Source organism: Pantoea sp. X85 (genome assembly GCF_029623675.1).
Classification (GTDB): Bacteria; Pseudomonadota; Gammaproteobacteria; order Enterobacterales; family Enterobacteriaceae; genus Pantoea; species Pantoea leporis.
In genome coordinates this window covers 55,072-69,714 of the sequence record NZ_CP121109.1, presented here as the reverse complement: position 1 = coordinate 69,714, position 14,643 = coordinate 55,072, and the positions used below count along the sequence as shown (strand labels likewise).

At 48.6% G+C, this 14,643-nt stretch carries 14 protein-coding genes and 1 pseudogene; 3 read left to right on the top strand and 12 right to left on the bottom strand.

Going from position 1 to position 14,643, the window contains the following annotated elements; genetic code table 11:
- Positions 1–36: 36 nt before the first annotated feature.
- The 3 genes from P6287_RS20035 to P6287_RS20025 form a co-directional block, all read right to left on the bottom strand.
- The gene (locus tag P6287_RS20035) at positions 37–1,872 is read right to left on the bottom strand and encodes a methyl-accepting chemotaxis protein (RefSeq protein ID WP_277975188.1); all 1,836 of its coding nucleotides are present in this window, start codon (positions 1,870–1,872) and stop codon (positions 37–39) included.
- A 314-nt stretch (positions 1,873–2,186) separates the two neighbouring features.
- Positions 2,187–2,579 (bottom strand): adenylyltransferase/cytidyltransferase family protein, encoded by a 393-nt coding sequence (locus P6287_RS20030; protein ID WP_277975187.1) that lies wholly within the window; start codon positions 2,577–2,579, stop codon positions 2,187–2,189.
- Positions 2,580–2,984: 405 nt separating this feature from the next.
- Positions 2,985–4,034: an NAD(P)-dependent alcohol dehydrogenase gene (locus P6287_RS20025; RefSeq protein WP_192414608.1), complete on the bottom strand. Its 1,050-nt coding sequence runs from the start codon at positions 4,032–4,034 to the stop codon at positions 2,985–2,987.
- A 111-nt stretch (positions 4,035–4,145) separates the two neighbouring features.
- Here P6287_RS20025 and P6287_RS20020 point away from each other — a divergent pair, with 111 nt between their 5' ends.
- Positions 4,146–4,577 carry a helix-turn-helix domain-containing protein gene (locus P6287_RS20020; RefSeq protein WP_192414610.1) on the top strand — a complete coding sequence of 144 codons (432 nt, stop codon included), beginning with the start codon at positions 4,146–4,148 and terminating at the stop codon, positions 4,575–4,577.
- Here P6287_RS20020 and P6287_RS20015 read toward each other — a convergent pair.
- Complete coding sequence (locus tag P6287_RS20015; RefSeq protein ID WP_192414612.1) at positions 4,519–5,343, bottom strand: helix-turn-helix transcriptional regulator; 825 nt, start codon at positions 5,341–5,343, stop codon at positions 4,519–4,521. The two genes, P6287_RS20020 and P6287_RS20015, sit on opposite strands and share 59 nt — an antisense overlap.
- A 103-nt stretch (positions 5,344–5,446) precedes the next feature.
- Here P6287_RS20015 and P6287_RS20010 point away from each other — a divergent pair, with 103 nt between their 5' ends.
- Entirely contained in the window at positions 5,447–6,334 is an 888-nt protein-coding gene (locus P6287_RS20010; protein ID WP_277975186.1) for an SDR family oxidoreductase, read from the top strand.
- Positions 6,335–6,416: 82 nt separating this feature from the next.
- On the opposite strand, the pseudogene P6287_RS20005 reads toward P6287_RS20010, so the two are convergent.
- The 7 genes and pseudogenes from P6287_RS20005 to P6287_RS19975 all read right to left on the bottom strand — a co-directional run.
- Positions 6,417–6,857: pseudogene (locus P6287_RS20005) on the bottom strand (DUF6421 family protein); the annotation flags it as partial.
- An 11-nt stretch (positions 6,858–6,868) separates the two neighbouring features.
- A complete protein-coding gene (locus P6287_RS20000) occupies positions 6,869–7,624 on the bottom strand; it encodes a DUF6421 family protein (RefSeq protein WP_277975184.1) in 756 nt (251 codons plus the stop codon).
- Between the two features lie 11 nt (positions 7,625–7,635).
- A complete protein-coding gene (locus P6287_RS19995; RefSeq protein ID WP_277975183.1) occupies positions 7,636–8,163 on the bottom strand; it encodes a hypothetical protein in 528 nt (175 codons plus the stop codon).
- A gap of 23 nt (positions 8,164–8,186) precedes the next feature.
- Positions 8,187–9,437, bottom strand: a complete 1,251-nt coding sequence (locus P6287_RS19990; protein ID WP_277975182.1) for an ATP-grasp domain-containing protein — start codon at positions 9,435–9,437, stop codon at positions 8,187–8,189.
- Complete coding sequence (locus P6287_RS19985) at positions 9,394–10,341, bottom strand: EamA family transporter (RefSeq protein WP_277975181.1); 948 nt, start codon at positions 10,339–10,341, stop codon at positions 9,394–9,396. The genes P6287_RS19990 and P6287_RS19985 overlap by 44 nt, the downstream gene beginning before the upstream one ends.
- Positions 10,342–10,931: 590 nt before the next feature.
- The gene (locus P6287_RS19980) at positions 10,932–11,753 is read right to left on the bottom strand and encodes a Cof-type HAD-IIB family hydrolase (RefSeq protein ID WP_101761208.1); all 822 of its coding nucleotides are present in this window, start codon (positions 11,751–11,753) and stop codon (positions 10,932–10,934) included.
- 122 nt (positions 11,754–11,875) lie between these two features.
- Complete coding sequence (locus P6287_RS19975) at positions 11,876–12,520, bottom strand: TetR family transcriptional regulator (protein ID WP_277975356.1); 645 nt, start codon at positions 12,518–12,520, stop codon at positions 11,876–11,878.
- An 84-nt stretch (positions 12,521–12,604) separates the two neighbouring features.
- On the opposite strand from P6287_RS19975, the gene P6287_RS19970 reads away from it, so the two are divergent.
- A complete protein-coding gene (locus P6287_RS19970; RefSeq protein ID WP_192414624.1) occupies positions 12,605–13,273 on the top strand; it encodes an O-methyltransferase in 669 nt (222 codons plus the stop codon).
- Between the two features lie 34 nt (positions 13,274–13,307).
- Here the strand turns inward: P6287_RS19970 and zigA are convergent, their stop codons facing one another.
- Positions 13,308–14,528: a zinc metallochaperone GTPase ZigA gene (gene zigA / locus P6287_RS19965; protein ID WP_192414626.1), complete on the bottom strand. Its 1,221-nt coding sequence runs from the start codon at positions 14,526–14,528 to the stop codon at positions 13,308–13,310.
- Positions 14,529–14,643 lie beyond the last annotated feature (115 nt).

Below are 14,643 nucleotides of genomic sequence, written 5' to 3'. Positions count from 1 at the left end.
TGGAAGTAAATCTGGAGCTACTTCCACGCTGTTTTTCTAACGTGTAGCACCTTGTAGGCGGAACTGCGACACCAATCGCTCCAGCATCAGCGCCTGCTCTTCCAGGGAGTTCGCCGAGTGCGAAGAGGCGCTCACCAGCGTGGCGTTCTGCTGCGTGGTGGTATCCAGCTCGCCGACCGCATGGGCTATTTGCTCGATGCCGCGGCTCTGTTCATCCGACGCGGCGGAAATCTCTTCCATAATTTGATTCACACGCGCAATGCTGCCGAGAATCTGATCCATGGTTTCACCGGCGCGCGCCACCTGCTGATGGCCATTGCTGATGCGTCCGACCGATTCATTGATCAACTGTTCGATGTCTTTCGCCGCCCCGGCGCTGCGTTGTGCCAGATTGCGCACTTCGCTGGCGACCACGGCAAAACCGCGTCCCTGCTCGCCGGCACGCGCGGCTTCTACCGCCGCGTTCAACGCGAGGATGTTGGTCTGGAACGCGATGCTGTTAATCACGGCGGTGATATCGGCAATCTTCTTCGAGCTGTCAGAAATTTCGCCCATGGTGTTCACCACATCACGCACCGCGATGCCGCCTTTATTGGCGTTGTACGAGGCTTCCGCCGCAATCTGACTCGCCTGTCGCGCATTGGCGGCGTTGTTTTTCACCGTGGCGGTGAGTTGCTCCATGCTGGCAGCGGTTTCCACCACCGCCGCCGCTTGTTGTTCGGTGCGTGAAGACAAATCGAGATTGCCTTGATTAATAGCGCTGGCCGCCTGCGATACACTGCTAACGCTGCTCAGCACATCGCCGATCATGCTGCGCAGCCGTTCGTTCATGCGTCCCATCGCCGAAGTCAGCTTGCCGAGTTCATCATGCCGATCGGTGGCAAACTGCGAGCTGAGATCGCCATTGGCAATGCGCTCCGCCAGTTCCAGGTTATGGAATACCGGACGCGTGATCTGACGAATGATGTACCACGCCACCAGCACGCCGAACAAAATCGCCAGACCACCAATCAGCAGAGAAATTGCCGCCGAGCCGTTGGCCAGTTCATCGTTACGCGCTTTAACGATGGTAATGACCTGTTTGATCGCTGCACTGCTCTTGTCGCCCGCCACTTTGACGGTGTCTTCCGCCGCACGTAGCTGACCATAGGCATCCGCCGCTTGCAGACTCAGGTTTTTGAATTTCTCGGTGTCCTGCCACAGTGCGGTGAATTCGCCCTGCTGTTCCGGCGGCAACTGCGCCAGCAGCGCTTTCATGCCTTGATCCGCATGCTGGAAATGATTCTCCAGCGTTTTACGCAGCGCATCGCTGACGTTAAAACGCAGCGCCCAGGCTTCTTCGCGCACATTGCTGATAGCGAACAGCTGCTGGTAAATTTGATTGGTAAGTTCAGGATTAGTAACAGGAGTGCGAATCAGTTGGGTGTAGCGCGAAGTCATGTCTTGCTGGCTTAAAACATCAAGTTGCGAGCGCAGGCTATTGAGTTGTTGCGTGGCTTGCTTCATCGCGCCAATGCTGTTCTGGAAACTGCCGAGGTGCGTTCCCAGTTCATCCACCCGCGCTCTGGCACCTTCCGACCATGAAAGCTGCTTGGCATCGCTGGTGAGTTGCTGCGCATGCGTGACGTAATTTGCCATCACCTGGCCGGATTTGTCATCGCCATACAGATATTTGAGGCGGTTAATTTTGGCCTGGAACACTTCAATGTTGATGTCATAAATCAGGTTGGTTTTCTGATAGATGTCATGAATGGCGTTAAAGCGCTGCACGCTTAATCCGGTTGCCAGCGCCACTAACAACAGCACGATGCCGAATCCTGCCGACAGTTTACGCGTGATGCGCACATTACGTAATCGGGATACCAGCCCCATCTTCCCTGCTCCTGCGTTAATTATTTTTGTATGGTTTGTAAGGGAGTTATCGGAGCGTTGCGGGAAATGTTTATTCAGGATGGTGCAAAAAGTGATTGCAGGATGTGACGTGCCGCGACGACATGGAACGTAACGATTGCTGTATTAATGTTAGGCATCATCTTTTCCGCAAATGGAAATAACATTTCCGCGCGTTCACTAAATCCCTTTAAAATCCGAGTATTGCAATGCATTAAATGACGGCAAAGCCGATGAGCGTGCAGCGCAGGTTATCGCTGATGCGATAAAATAGCCTTGTATGCGGGCTGATGGCATTAGCGCTTCTTTATTATTTCGATTAAAGACGTGGTGGAGATACTAGGCGTGCGCTCAAGATAAATGACTTCAGCCAGTGAAGAAAACTTATCAAACTTCCCTTTCCAGTCATCACCCATTACCAGCGTATTGGCGTTGTATTTTTTTATATAGTCAGCCTTCAATTCCAGCGATTCTTCAAGAAACACTTCATCGACATATTTAATACCCGCGATAATCGACATTCTGTCGCTTTCATCGTAAACCGGGTTGCGCCCTTTTTTATGGAAGTTTAAGGCGTCCGAAGAGACCCCGACGGTTAACCAGTCACCCAGCGTTTTTGCTCGCTGTAAGATATGTAAGTGCCCAACATGGAACACATCGAAGGTTCCGAAGGTGATGATTTTTTTCATGGGTTTGATATCGATTAAAAAATTGGCCCCAAATGTAGCAATTTACATGCCACAAAAATAAAGACCTATTTTCAATAAGATAGGTGAAATTCGTTTTTTAGCGGAAGTGACTTTTCCATGTACGCGGAAATGATTGATGCGGTGAGTTGTGAACGGATGGATTGCCCCAGTTGGGCATGTAGAAGTCAGATTTTGCTGTCCGACTGGCAGGCCGCAAAAGAGTTAAACCCGCGAGTTGTTACGTAGTTTTCTAAAAGTATGTTGTAACTATAAGAGCCATTTTTTTTCTGGCGAGCTAACACTGCGAATTAGGGACTTAAAATGAATGATATCAATAGCATGAGTTTGTTTACCCAGGCGATTTCAGTATGAAATCGCCCGCCACAACGTGCGGGCAATAACGCTTTACCAGCGTGTCGCTTGCATATCGATAACGAAACGATACTTAACATCGCCCTTCAACATGCGCGCGAAGGCTGTTTCGATCTCTTGACCGGCAATCACTTCAATATCAGCAGTGATATTGTGCTTGCCGCAGAAATCCAGCATCTCCTGAGTTTCCTGAATGCTGCCAATTGATGAGCCGCTAATGCTCAAACGACGATTTACCATCGGCGTCACATTTGGAGACTGGTGCGGTTGCTCCGGGATACCCACCAGCACCAGGCGACCGTTGGTTTTCAGCGTGGCAAGGTAAGGATCGAGATCGTGCGGAGCCGAGACGCAGTCTACGATGAAATCCAGTGAAGTTTGCGCGGCGGCCATCTGCCCGGCGTCACGTGAAACCACCACGCGCGTCGCACCCAAGCGCAGCGCATCTTCACCTTTGCCGGGTGAAGTGGTGAAAAGCGTGACTTCCGCGCCCATTGCGCTTGCCAGCTTAACTGCCATATGCCCTAATCCGCCCAAACCGACTACGCCGACTTTATCGCCGGCTTTTACGTTAAAGTGACGCAGCGGCGACCATACGGTAACGCCTGCACACAGCAGCGGTGCAACGCCAGCCAGTGGCAAGGTTTGCGGTACGGACACCACAAAGTGCTGATCGACCACCACATTCTGCGCATAGCCGCCCCACGTGCTGTCGCCGGTGTATTTGTCGATGCCGTTATAGGTCGCCACAAAGCCGGATTCACAATACTGCTCTTCTTGCTGCTGACAGAAATGGCATTCGCGGCAGGAATCGACCATCACGCCGACGCCAACCACATCGCCGGCTTTGAAATTCGTTACGTCCGCGCCGGTTTCAACAACGCGTCCGACAATTTCATGTCCCGGCACCAGCGGATAGCGGCTGACCGCCCATTCGTTACGGGCCATGTGCAGATCCGAATGGCACACACCGCAATACAGAATTTCAATTTTGACATCCTGCTGTTGCAGCGGTCGCAATGCAATCTGGCCTGAAGAGAGCGGTTGTGCCGCGTCGTGCGCGACTAATGCATTGATTTTCATAGGGCCTCCGAAATGAGTTGGCTTTGGCTAGCTGAAGGCGGCAGACTATAGTGAACATGGTGCAAAATTGATAGTAGTTACCTTTTGGTAACCATTCAGGAGACGAGAACTATGCCCGCGATGGTAGACGGTAAACTGTTTTTTTATGCGGATTCGCCGCCGCGACGGTTAATGGATCTGTTTTCGGTGAAATGGAGCAGCATGGTTCTGCATGCGCTCTATCATTGGCCTAACCATCGCGCGCGCACCGGCGAGCTGCAGCGCAGCCTGCAGGGAATTTCGAAGAAGATGCTGTTTCAGACGTTGAAAGAGCTGGAGCAGCGCGGGCTGATTGCGCGTCACGTTTATGATGTGGTGCCGCCGAAAGTCGATTATCGCCTAACACCGCTCGGCATGACGTTCGCGGCACCGATCGAGCAGATGTATCAATGGGGGCTGGAGAATCAGGCGGCGCTGGATGAGATGGAAGCCCACTTTCGCGCCGCTACGGACGCGCCATCAGCCGCGCCACACATTCCCGATCGTGCTGCTGACGCGGATTAAACACCACCAGGCTCAAACCCGGTTTACCTTCAACCGCAAAGGTGCTGTATTCCAGCTCAAGCACGCCTTCGTCCGGCAGCCACAGCTGTTTAATACCTTCGCCATGCTGACTCACTTCCTGTGATTGCCACAGCTGGCGGAAGGTGTCGCTCATCTCGCACAGCTCCTCCACCAGCGCGCGCACATGCTCGCTGGCGCCGGTGCGCGCCACATCTGCGCGAAAGTTGGCCACCATGCCGCGTGTCACTTTATGCCAGTCCGGCAGACGCTTTTTCATCTCCTCGTTACGAAACATCATCAGCAGGATATTGCGCTGCGCAGGCGGCAGTTCAGCGTAATCGACAAACACTTTGGTTGCCGCACGGTTCCACGCCACCACTTGCCACTCTGCGGTTTTGACCAGCGCTGGCGTGTTCTCCATGCTGTCGAGCACGCGCTGCAGCGATGGCGAAACATCCACGCCCGCCTGCCATGTCACGCCAGGCAGACGATTTTGCGCCAGCAAAAACAGATGATCGCGCTCGGCGGCGCTCAGCTCTAATGCGCGGGCTAAGCGTTCCAATACTTCTTCCGATGGCGCGCCGCCTCTGCCCTGCTCCAGCCACGTATACCAGGTAGTGCTGACACACGCGCGCACCGCCACTTCTTCCCGGCGCAGGCCCGGCGTGCGGCGACGAAGTAAGGTGTAACCAAGTTTCGCCGCATCCAGCCGCTGGCGACGTTCACGCAGATAGTTGCCGAGCTGGTTATCATCTTGGGAAGTCATACCTTTACCCTGTTAGTGCGTATACCTGTATAAGCTCACGACTTTTCGTCGCGTTGCAGACTTTTATGATAGTGCTTCAACTTTGAAAAAGTGGAGCACCAATATGCGAATTTTTGTGACCGGGGCGAGCGGCTTTATCGGTTCCGCCATTGTAAAAAAACTGCAGGCGCGCGGTTATCAGGTGCAAGGTCTGGCGCGCAGCGAAGTTTCCGCAGAAAAACTTCAGCAACAAGGTGTGCAGGTAATTCGCGGCGATCTGCAAGATCTCGACGGCCTGCGTAAGGCGGTCGAACAGAGCGATGGCGTGATCCACGCAGGATATATTCATGATTTCAGCCGCATGGATCATGCCGCCGAGGTCGACCAACGCGCGATTCTGGCGATGGGTGACGTATTGGCAGGTTCAGATCGCCCGCTGATTGTCACCACCGGCACCGCGCTGGTATCGCCGGGACGTCTCGCCACCGAACAGATTCAACCGGCAGCGGGGGCGCATCCACGTTCCAACTCCAACGTCGCCGCGCTGGCGCTGGCCGACAGCGGTGTGCGCGTGGCGCTGGTGCGTTTACCGCCAACCGTACATGGCGCAGGCGATCACGGATTTATTCCGATGATCATCAATATGGCGAAGGAAAAAGGCGCAGCGGTGTATGTCGGCGAGGGTGAGAATCGCTGGCCCGCGGTGCATCGCGATGATGCCGCTGAACTGTTTTGCCTCGCGGCTGAAAAAGCTGAGCCGGGCGCGATTCTGCATGCAGTGCAGGAAGAAGGGGTGCCATTCCGGCAGATTGCCGAAACCATCAGCACCGGATTATCACTGCCGGTGAAAAGCCTGACGCTGGAAGAAGCAAAAGCGTGGTTAGGCTGGATGGCATTTTTCGCGTCTACTGATAATCCGTCATCCAGCGCGTGGACGCGTCAGACGTTTAACTGGCAGCCGAGCGGGCCAGGGTTATTGCAGGATATGCGTGAAGGCGGGTACTTTGCATAAGGTTTAAAAGAATGAGTAGCGCACCTTGATTGGTGCGCTTATGTCTACTTTAATTATCAAAAATTTCAAAAATATAGGGTGGTTAAAAAAAGAGAATTGGTATGTTAACTTTCATATTCATATCATGAATAAGATAATCATCAGGGATAATATATCGATCATTCAGATTACCTGGCTCCAGTTCATTCATTACAAAACTTTCAACTTCTTGCTTGTAAGTTGCATCATCCTCGATCTCTTCAAGCCCTTCTATTTCCTTAACAAGGGCATGCAAGCCAGTCAAACACTTTTCAAAATCCATTATAGCTTTGCCAGAAGAATCGCAAATGCTAATACCGTGCCCTCGGCGTTTAAGCCAGGAGAACAATAAAACCCCAGTTGCCGCATCAAAATTACTCGTCGCATCGTGTTGAGCAGGGTAACGGACCAACCTCTCAAATAAAATAAACTCGGTCACTTCTCGCCACCAAGGATAGTGCTGCTGTTGCACTCTAATAATGGTTTGGCAATCAACTTTTATTTCTTCTAAAACACCTACCCAAAATTCATTTTAACGTGAATATTTGTATTAAAAGGACGGGGTCCGCAGTGGTGATAATAGTCGTGCAAGTATCCCCATGCCGAGCGCGCTGCATAGCAATTTTCTGCGCTTAGTAAATGAGATGATTTCCCTTCAAACTCCAATAATGATTCTACTCTACGCAATGTGTCTTTTTGATAGATAGCATGAAATTTATTAAAAAAGAACATCGCAAAATGTTGTTTAACAACCCTATTTTTTGTTTTAACGTTTTCTGGAAAGAAGACTAAGCAGTGTCCAACACTGAAACCAGAAGACGAAGCAATCAGGTGCATTGTTTGGCTGACATTTTGTGGATGTGGTAAATCAGACATAATTGGCAGCAAGACATCGGGTTGTTTTCGTTGAGCCAAAAAGCACTCCAGCCAATATCCTTTTTCTTTATGACTATTAGGTGTAATGATTGTAGCCAGGTAAAAAGTTTTGCCGCCATCTACAGGTGGTTCATAGCTATCTAATGACCGTTTAAAACATGGTACAGTATTTAATCCAGCTCTTTTCCATTCACGAAGGTCGGTATTCAATTGTAGGGCATAATCGGATTGCTTCAGAGCAGACAATATCTCACCAGCCAAACCTATAATTTCATCCAGCAAATACTCAGCTTTATCTATGTTACATACTACCGCGCCTGTAGCACTTTGCAATTTATTGAACTCATGTATTCGAGGACATAATTCAATAATAACCTTATCCTTAACCCATTCCATAAAAATACTCCTTAGCGTCTATGACCATGAAGAGTGAAACACATTGGCACTTCACCAAAGTCTTGAATGACCTTTAAATTATTATCTTGTGCAGCTTTTAATGTTGTTATACACGCGGAAGCCTTCCCACTAACACACTCCAGCGCTGCCTGTACATTACTTGATACAAAACGAACATCCTGGCTGTATGTATACGCGAGATGGGATGGCGCTGGATGACAAACAATTGTAAATTGTTCCATATTTGACGAACTACGATGATTTTTTGCTAATACCATGTTCCATGTTGGCATTACAAAACTATCCTGAATTTCTAAAAAGTCTAAGTTCTCAAATACAATTTTATGTAAGTCTGGATAGACGGCACATCCTAATAATAGATCATGTGAATTCTTCCTGACTTCAATGAGAGCATCCTCAAGAGTTGAATAAAGCTGAGCATCACCATAAACCTTCTTACTTTCCAGCCAAAGATAACCTGCTTTCTCACAATTAGTTCCTTCTAGCCCCAAAGTGTGAATTATTATTTTATGATCCATATCATTCTCCTTAACTATGGAATCTATAAATATTTTATTTTTAGATTTTTTTGCAAATCGTTATAAAAAGATTCACAAGCTTCATGGTCAGTATGACGTGTTAAAATAAATCCTGGGTAACCTGAAAAATGAGGGTATGGAAGAACTTTATGCCCAGGCTCCATAAATTCAAAAACATATTCCACCTCAGATTTCTCACGGGCATTTGCTAATCCATCAATCTCGACAAAGATTCCATCCCCCTGCACAGGAATAATATAATTTCCGGCAGTAGATATCGGTTTTACTAATGCCCCCATTTTTTGGGAAAATTCCATACCCAAAGCGTGGCAAATAACCAACTGCAGGAAGTTTATATCCGTGCTTGCTTTCACAATATAATGTGATATTCCGGATCCACCCACGCGTGGTGCGACTTCTATAACAAAAGGCACTTGCTTTTGGTCAATACGCAGTTCCACATGTGCTGGTCCCTCATTAATTCCTAGCGCCTTAACTGCACGTCTAACTTCATCTACGATTTCATCTCGCAGTTTCTCATCAATATCAGCAGGTGCGATATAAACACCTTCTTCAAAGTATGGACCTTTGCCATTACCTTTATCGCCGATTGAGAGCACTGTCACCTCACCACGATGCGAAAATGTTTCGATTGCGAACTCCGGCCCATCGATAAATGACTCAAGTAAAACACCACCCTTGTCATAGATGAAATCTTTCAATTGCGTGCGGTTAATTTCCCATACTTTATCAATAGCATTTCTCAATTCATCAGGGTTGTTAGCTCGGGTAACACCCTGACTGGAAAAGCCATTAGTAGGCTTCACTACAAGCGGAAATTTAATTTGGTCAATGTCTGGGTATTTTTCTTCTTTTATTTCGATAAAGGAGGGTGTATTTAATCCGTTATCATACAGAACGCGCCGAGTCATATTTTTGTTTCTACATTGCTCTACTACGAATTCAGGTAAGAAAGGTAATCCCAACCTGTTAGCAATTTTAGCGGCGAAATCTAACGCCGGTTCAAATAGTGTTAAAACACCATCAATTCGGCGCACTTTATTTTCTAACATGACTATATTTAGTGCTTTATCTTCATCTTCAAACAATGGTAAAGCAATGCTTCTCACAACACCGGGAATTTCCGGCGGTGGAGACTCATTATCGTTATAAAAAAATGTAATTTCGACACCCATTGCCTTAGCTTCTTCAAACACAAATGGTAGCTTTCTATTCTGACAGATTATGGCCAGGTTTTTTTGTAGAGTTGACATTAAGAGTTTCCTTTTCGCGTTTTGGCAAAACGATTAACATTACTCCGAGAACAACAACCGCGGTGCCTATAATCACAGTCGTGGTAATATTTTCATCAAGAAGTATGAAGCCCATATACAATGCAATAACTGGGGAGATGAATAAATGAGATGTAGCTTTAGAAATATGCCAATGTTTAAGCAAAGTAATATTAAGCGTAAATCCTAATACTGATCCTATTACTGCTAAATAAAGGAGCGCTCCTAAGCTCTCCCCATAAAAGAAACGGTTACCACTTTCAATTATTAAGCTCGTAATCAAGAGTAAAAAACCACCACTCAGCATGGAAAATGCAACAAAATTAAGAAGTGGAAGAGTTTTAATATGCTTTTGAACTTTGAGCGTTATAGCGGCTGAACTCCCCATAGCTCCTAACACTGCTAACATAGCAATTATACTTTTTTCATTGCCCGGTAAAGATGCTCCTTCACCAAAAACCACACATACACCTATGATGGCAAAGAAAACACCTGATAATTGCCTTCCAGTTGCTGGCTTTCCGCGTAAGAAATGGTTTAGAAGCAGTGCATATACGCTAATTCCAGAAGCTAAAACAGCTACCAATCCACTAGGTATATATGTTGATGCCCAATAAACTGTTCCAAATGGAATCGAAAAATAAAACAGGCCGTTAGCTGCAGCAAGACTGAAAACGGCGTAATTAATATAAATTCTTTTACTTAAAATCAAATAAAAAATAATAATTACACTTGCAATCAAAAACCGCATCCCTGCTGACCACAATGGAAGGCTATTATTTAGCCCAAGCTTTTGCAATGCCCATGTTGTGCCTCCAATAAAGCAAAGAAGGATGAAAAACATATAAACACGAATTCTTATTATAAAGTTAAATGGAGATGACATAACTCGTGCACTCCTTGCGTTGAATATTAATGCATAAGATTGAATAAAGATATCCTCTTAAGATTAAAATCAATCCTCTGCGATCTAAAAGTTAATCTCAGCTTATCAAAGCATAATTAAAGCTGTAACCATTATTTAATTACTTTTAAATTAAAAGAAAAAAACACTCAGTTAATCGAGTCAGCATCGAGTATTAAATTGCCTTTCAATTGTAATCATTATTTTTTCAACTGGATGAACTTATAAAAACAGAGTAATAAGTTAATTCGAGGGAATTTTCCTACCCATTTATAAGACAAGTGAAGTTATCGCAAGATGTGTTGAAGGTAAAAAAGCCCTCAAACCATTGCATTATAATGCTTTTATTTTATCAGTAAATTTCGGATTCAACTCCAATAATACTTTATTGTCTTATATATAAAGGAAAGATTAGAGCGACAACATTGGTCACTTTTGACAAATCAGGCGGGTTTATGCGTTATAACCCTTTCTCAATGAGGTATATGACGGGTACTAGTAAGTGAGATGAATTAACAACTACCATTCTGCTTGAGCGTCATTGCCTGCAATGACGCTCCGCATCAATAACATCAGCCAAACGGCACTTCGCGCGCCAGAATGCGGGCGATCACGTTAAGCGCGCCTTCGTCATTGTTGCTTTCGGTTCTGTAACGCGACACGGCGCTGACTGGCGCGGCGGCGTTCGCCATTGAGAAGCTATAGCACGCCTGACGCAGCATTTCGATGTCATTGGCGCTGTCGCCTATCGCCACCACTTCACAATCATCGATGCCCCATTTTTCCTGCAGCAGCGCGATGCCATGCGCTTTGTGGCAGCCGGGAATGATCAAATCCACAAACCCAAAACCACTGGAAACCGGATGCATGATGTTTTCAATCGCGCCCAACTCAGCGTGCAGACGTTCCATCAAGGCATCAACGCCTTCATGCGCCAGATTCAGCGAGAACTTAAAGATGGTGTCGTCGATATCGTAGAGATTGTCGCGCTTTTCCAGACGATGATAGTGATTCGCCAACATGGCAATCACTTCGTCGGACATTGAGGTGTGCACGTACGCGCCGTTGCGGCCACAGACCACGGTGCTGATGTCCGGCTCTTTGGCGAGGATGTCAAGAATTTGATGCACGCGCTCCTGCGCCAGTTCGCCGCAGAAGATCTCTTCATTGCTGTCAGAAACCCAGGCGCCGTTTTCCGCAACAAAAGCGATCTCGTCTTTGATATCAGGAAAGTAGCGCAGCAACTGATAATACTGATTGCCGCTGGCGACCACGAAACGAATGCCCTTCTCTTTCAGCAACGCATACTGACGCGCAAAGCGCTGCGCATTGTATTGTTTGTTGTCATCGAGAAAAGTGCCATCCATATCCACCGCAATCATCTTCACTGCCATTTTGCTCTCCCGTTTGCTCATTCGGCTCTATAAAGGTTTTGTTAAGCTTACTCGCGGTGTGGATTATTGAGAATGTGAATAATGAGTTTGTTAACCGCTTTCAGAGATTTCCAGTCCATCTTTTACTGTAAATCGGCGCCTTTTTCCCTGATCCAGGCACAAAACATCGCCGCCATCTCTTGCGCGTAAGCCTGAATCTCAGCTGGCGTGCGCGGCGATTCGGAAAAATGTTTCCCAACATTGCCCAGCGTACTGTTCAATAAATCTGCGGCGCGCGATCGTTCACTTTCCTCCGAGAGCGGTAATACTTCACGCAGAAAATCGCTGATGACATTTTCACCCGCTGCGCGCGCTTCCTGCACTTCCGGCGCATCACGATACAAAGGTGCGGCGTCATTCAGCGCGGTGCGCATCGCCGCCTCTTCACATTCCGAATGCAAAAACGCCAGTGTGAGATCGTGCAGTCGTTGACGCGGCGTGTTGGCGGTATTGCGCAGAATCGCACCTAACAAATCGCTAGTGCGTAGCCATTCTTCGCTTTGTAATCGGAAAAGAATAGCTGCCTTATTGGGAAAATATTGATACAGCGATCCAATACTGACGCCCGCGCGTTCCGCCACCCGCGCCGTGGTGAAACGCGCGGCGCCTTCCAGCTCCAAAACCTGAGTAGCCGCCTGCAAAATGGCGGAAACCAGCTCGCTGGAACGCGCCTGCCTGGGTCTTTTTCTCTCTGAAATCTTAATGTTACGTGGCTCAGTCACTATCATCTCCTGAACACGAATAGTGAAATGCGAATGATTCATCGTATTCTGTTGGCACAGCAAAATCCATTTGTCTGCACGGAGAACAACATGAATACCTTAACCTCTGCGCCACTGGCGCCGCTGCTGAATTACCTGTTTGAGCTGGCCGATAATATGGCGCATCCAACCAATAATGCCTTCAGAACCATGACTGACGCCGAGCAACATCGCCTGCTACACAGCAAAACCGATTACCTGGAACTTTATGGACATCTAAAAGAGGTGCCGTTAGCGGTATCGCGTGAAACCGGCAAGTTGCTGTATATGCTGGCGCGCAGCAGCAATGCCCAAAGCATCGTTGAATTTGGCACCTCATTCGGCATTTCCACGCTGCATCTGGCGGCGGCGCTGCGCGATAACGGCGGCGGTAACATCATCACCTGCGAGTTTGAACCGGGGAAAGTGGCGTTAGCCCGTAACCATTTCGCCGATGCCGGCGTCAGCGATTTGATTGAGGTGCGCGTGGGCGATGCGTTGCAGACATTGAGCCGCGATCTACCGGCCACCATCGATATGCTGGTGCTGGACGGTGCAAAAGCGATTTACCCGGAGATTGTTACGTTGGTGCAGCCGTTTTTGCGTCCCGGCGCGCTGATTGTTGCCGACGATGCCGACTTCAGCCCGGAGTATCTGGAGCTGGTGCACAGTAATCGTGGTTTTATGTCGCTGCCGTTTAACGATGGGGTTGAGGTGTCGATGTGGGTTGGGAATGTGTAATTATGAAGGTCGCCAGGAATGGCGACCTGACTAATCAGTTGAACCATGGCTGGAACGGGTCGGGGAATTCCACCCAGTTATCGGGTCCGAGCGCCATTTCCTGATCGGTTAACAGTGCCTCTTCCAGTTTGCTTCGCAGCGCGTTTTCATCCATTTCTATGCCGATAAACACCAGTTCCTGTCGCGCGTCGCCGCTGCCGTCAACCCAGTTCTCTAAGATGTAGCCAAGGTTATCCGCATCTTCCGGCCAGCGATCTTTTGGCACGCTGGCCCACCACAGGCCGGCTAAACCCTGACGCGATACGCCGCCTGCCTGCGACCATGAACCGGCATGACGCGGACGGCTGGCGAGCCAGAAGTAGCCTTTGGAACGCACCACGCCGTGCATCTCATTTTCAATGAAGTGAGCAAAGCGCATCGGATGGAATGGACGACGCGCGCGGAACACGAAGTTACGAATGCCGTACTCTTCGGTCTCGGGCGTGTGTTCTCCACGCAACTCCTGCAGCCAGCCCGGCGCCTGCGCGGCGGCGTCAAAATCAAACAAACCGGTGTTGAGCACCTGCTCCAATCCCACTTTGCCGAATTCAGAGGTGATAATGTTGGCGCGCGGATTGAGCGACGTCAGGATCGCCATCAGCCGCGCTTTTTCCGTCTCGTTAATCAGGTCGGTTTTGTTAAGAATCAGTACATCACAGAACTCGATTTGATCGACCAGCAAATCCACCACCGTGCGCTCATCCTCAGCACCCAATGATTCTCCGCGCGACTGAATGCTCTCATTCGATTCATAGTCACGCAGGAAGTTAAAGCCATCGACCACCGTCACCATGGTGTCGAGCGAGGCAACTTCAGACAGACTCTGCCCCTCTTCATCGGCGAAGGTGAAGGTCTCCGCCACCGGCAACGGTTCAGAAATGCCGGTCGATTCGATCACCAAATTATCGAAGCGACCATCTTTCGCCAGACGATTGACCTCCAGCAGCAAATCTTCACGCAATGTGCAGCAGATGCAGCCGTTACTCATTTCCACCAGCTTTTCGTCGGTGCGCGACAGCTCTGCCCCGCCCTCGCGCACCAGCGCGGCATCGATATTCACTTCCGACATATCATTGACGATCACCGCCACACGACGGCCTTCGCGGTTATTGAGAATATGATTGAGCAGCGTGGTTTTACCTGCGCCGAGAAAGCCGGAAAGCACGGTGACGGGAAGTTTTTTGAAACCATCCTGATTTTGGGTTAATGCTGACATAGCAACTCCTCTGAATGACAAGGTTCACAAGACGTATAGGCATACGCGCAATGGTGTTTTTAGTTATGTTATAACATAACAATTAACGTTGTCATTGAGGAATGTTGATGGAGCG

Bases quoted from the DNA above. Each gene is read 5' to 3' on its own strand.
- P6287_RS20035 (WP_277975188.1), bottom strand. From the start codon at position 1,872: ATGGGGCTGGTATCCCGATTACGTAATGTGCGCATCACGCGTAAACTG.
- P6287_RS20030 (WP_277975187.1), bottom strand. From the start codon at position 2,579: ATGAAAAAAATCATCACCTTCGGAACCTTCGATGTGTTCCATGTTGGG.
- P6287_RS20025 (WP_192414608.1), bottom strand. From the start codon at position 4,034: ATGAAAATCAATGCATTAGTCGCGCACGACGCGGCACAACCGCTCTCT.
- P6287_RS20020 (WP_192414610.1), top strand. From the start codon at position 4,146: ATGCCCGCGATGGTAGACGGTAAACTGTTTTTTTATGCGGATTCGCCG.
- P6287_RS20015 (WP_192414612.1), bottom strand. From the start codon at position 5,343: ATGACTTCCCAAGATGATAACCAGCTCGGCAACTATCTGCGTGAACGT.
- P6287_RS20010 (WP_277975186.1), top strand. From the start codon at position 5,447: ATGCGAATTTTTGTGACCGGGGCGAGCGGCTTTATCGGTTCCGCCATT.
- P6287_RS20000 (WP_277975184.1), bottom strand. From the start codon at position 7,624: ATGGAATGGGTTAAGGATAAGGTTATTATTGAATTATGTCCTCGAATA.
- P6287_RS19995 (WP_277975183.1), bottom strand. From the start codon at position 8,163: ATGGATCATAAAATAATAATTCACACTTTGGGGCTAGAAGGAACTAAT.
- P6287_RS19990 (WP_277975182.1), bottom strand. From the start codon at position 9,437: ATGTCAACTCTACAAAAAAACCTGGCCATAATCTGTCAGAATAGAAAG.
- P6287_RS19985 (WP_277975181.1), bottom strand. From the start codon at position 10,341: ATGTCATCTCCATTTAACTTTATAATAAGAATTCGTGTTTATATGTTT.
- P6287_RS19980 (WP_101761208.1), bottom strand. From the start codon at position 11,753: ATGGCAGTGAAGATGATTGCGGTGGATATGGATGGCACTTTTCTCGAT.
- P6287_RS19975 (WP_277975356.1), bottom strand. From the start codon at position 12,520: ATGATAGTGACTGAGCCACGTAACATTAAGATTTCAGAGAGAAAAAGA.
- P6287_RS19970 (WP_192414624.1), top strand. From the start codon at position 12,605: ATGAATACCTTAACCTCTGCGCCACTGGCGCCGCTGCTGAATTACCTG.
- zigA (WP_192414626.1), bottom strand. From the start codon at position 14,528: ATGTCAGCATTAACCCAAAATCAGGATGGTTTCAAAAAACTTCCCGTC.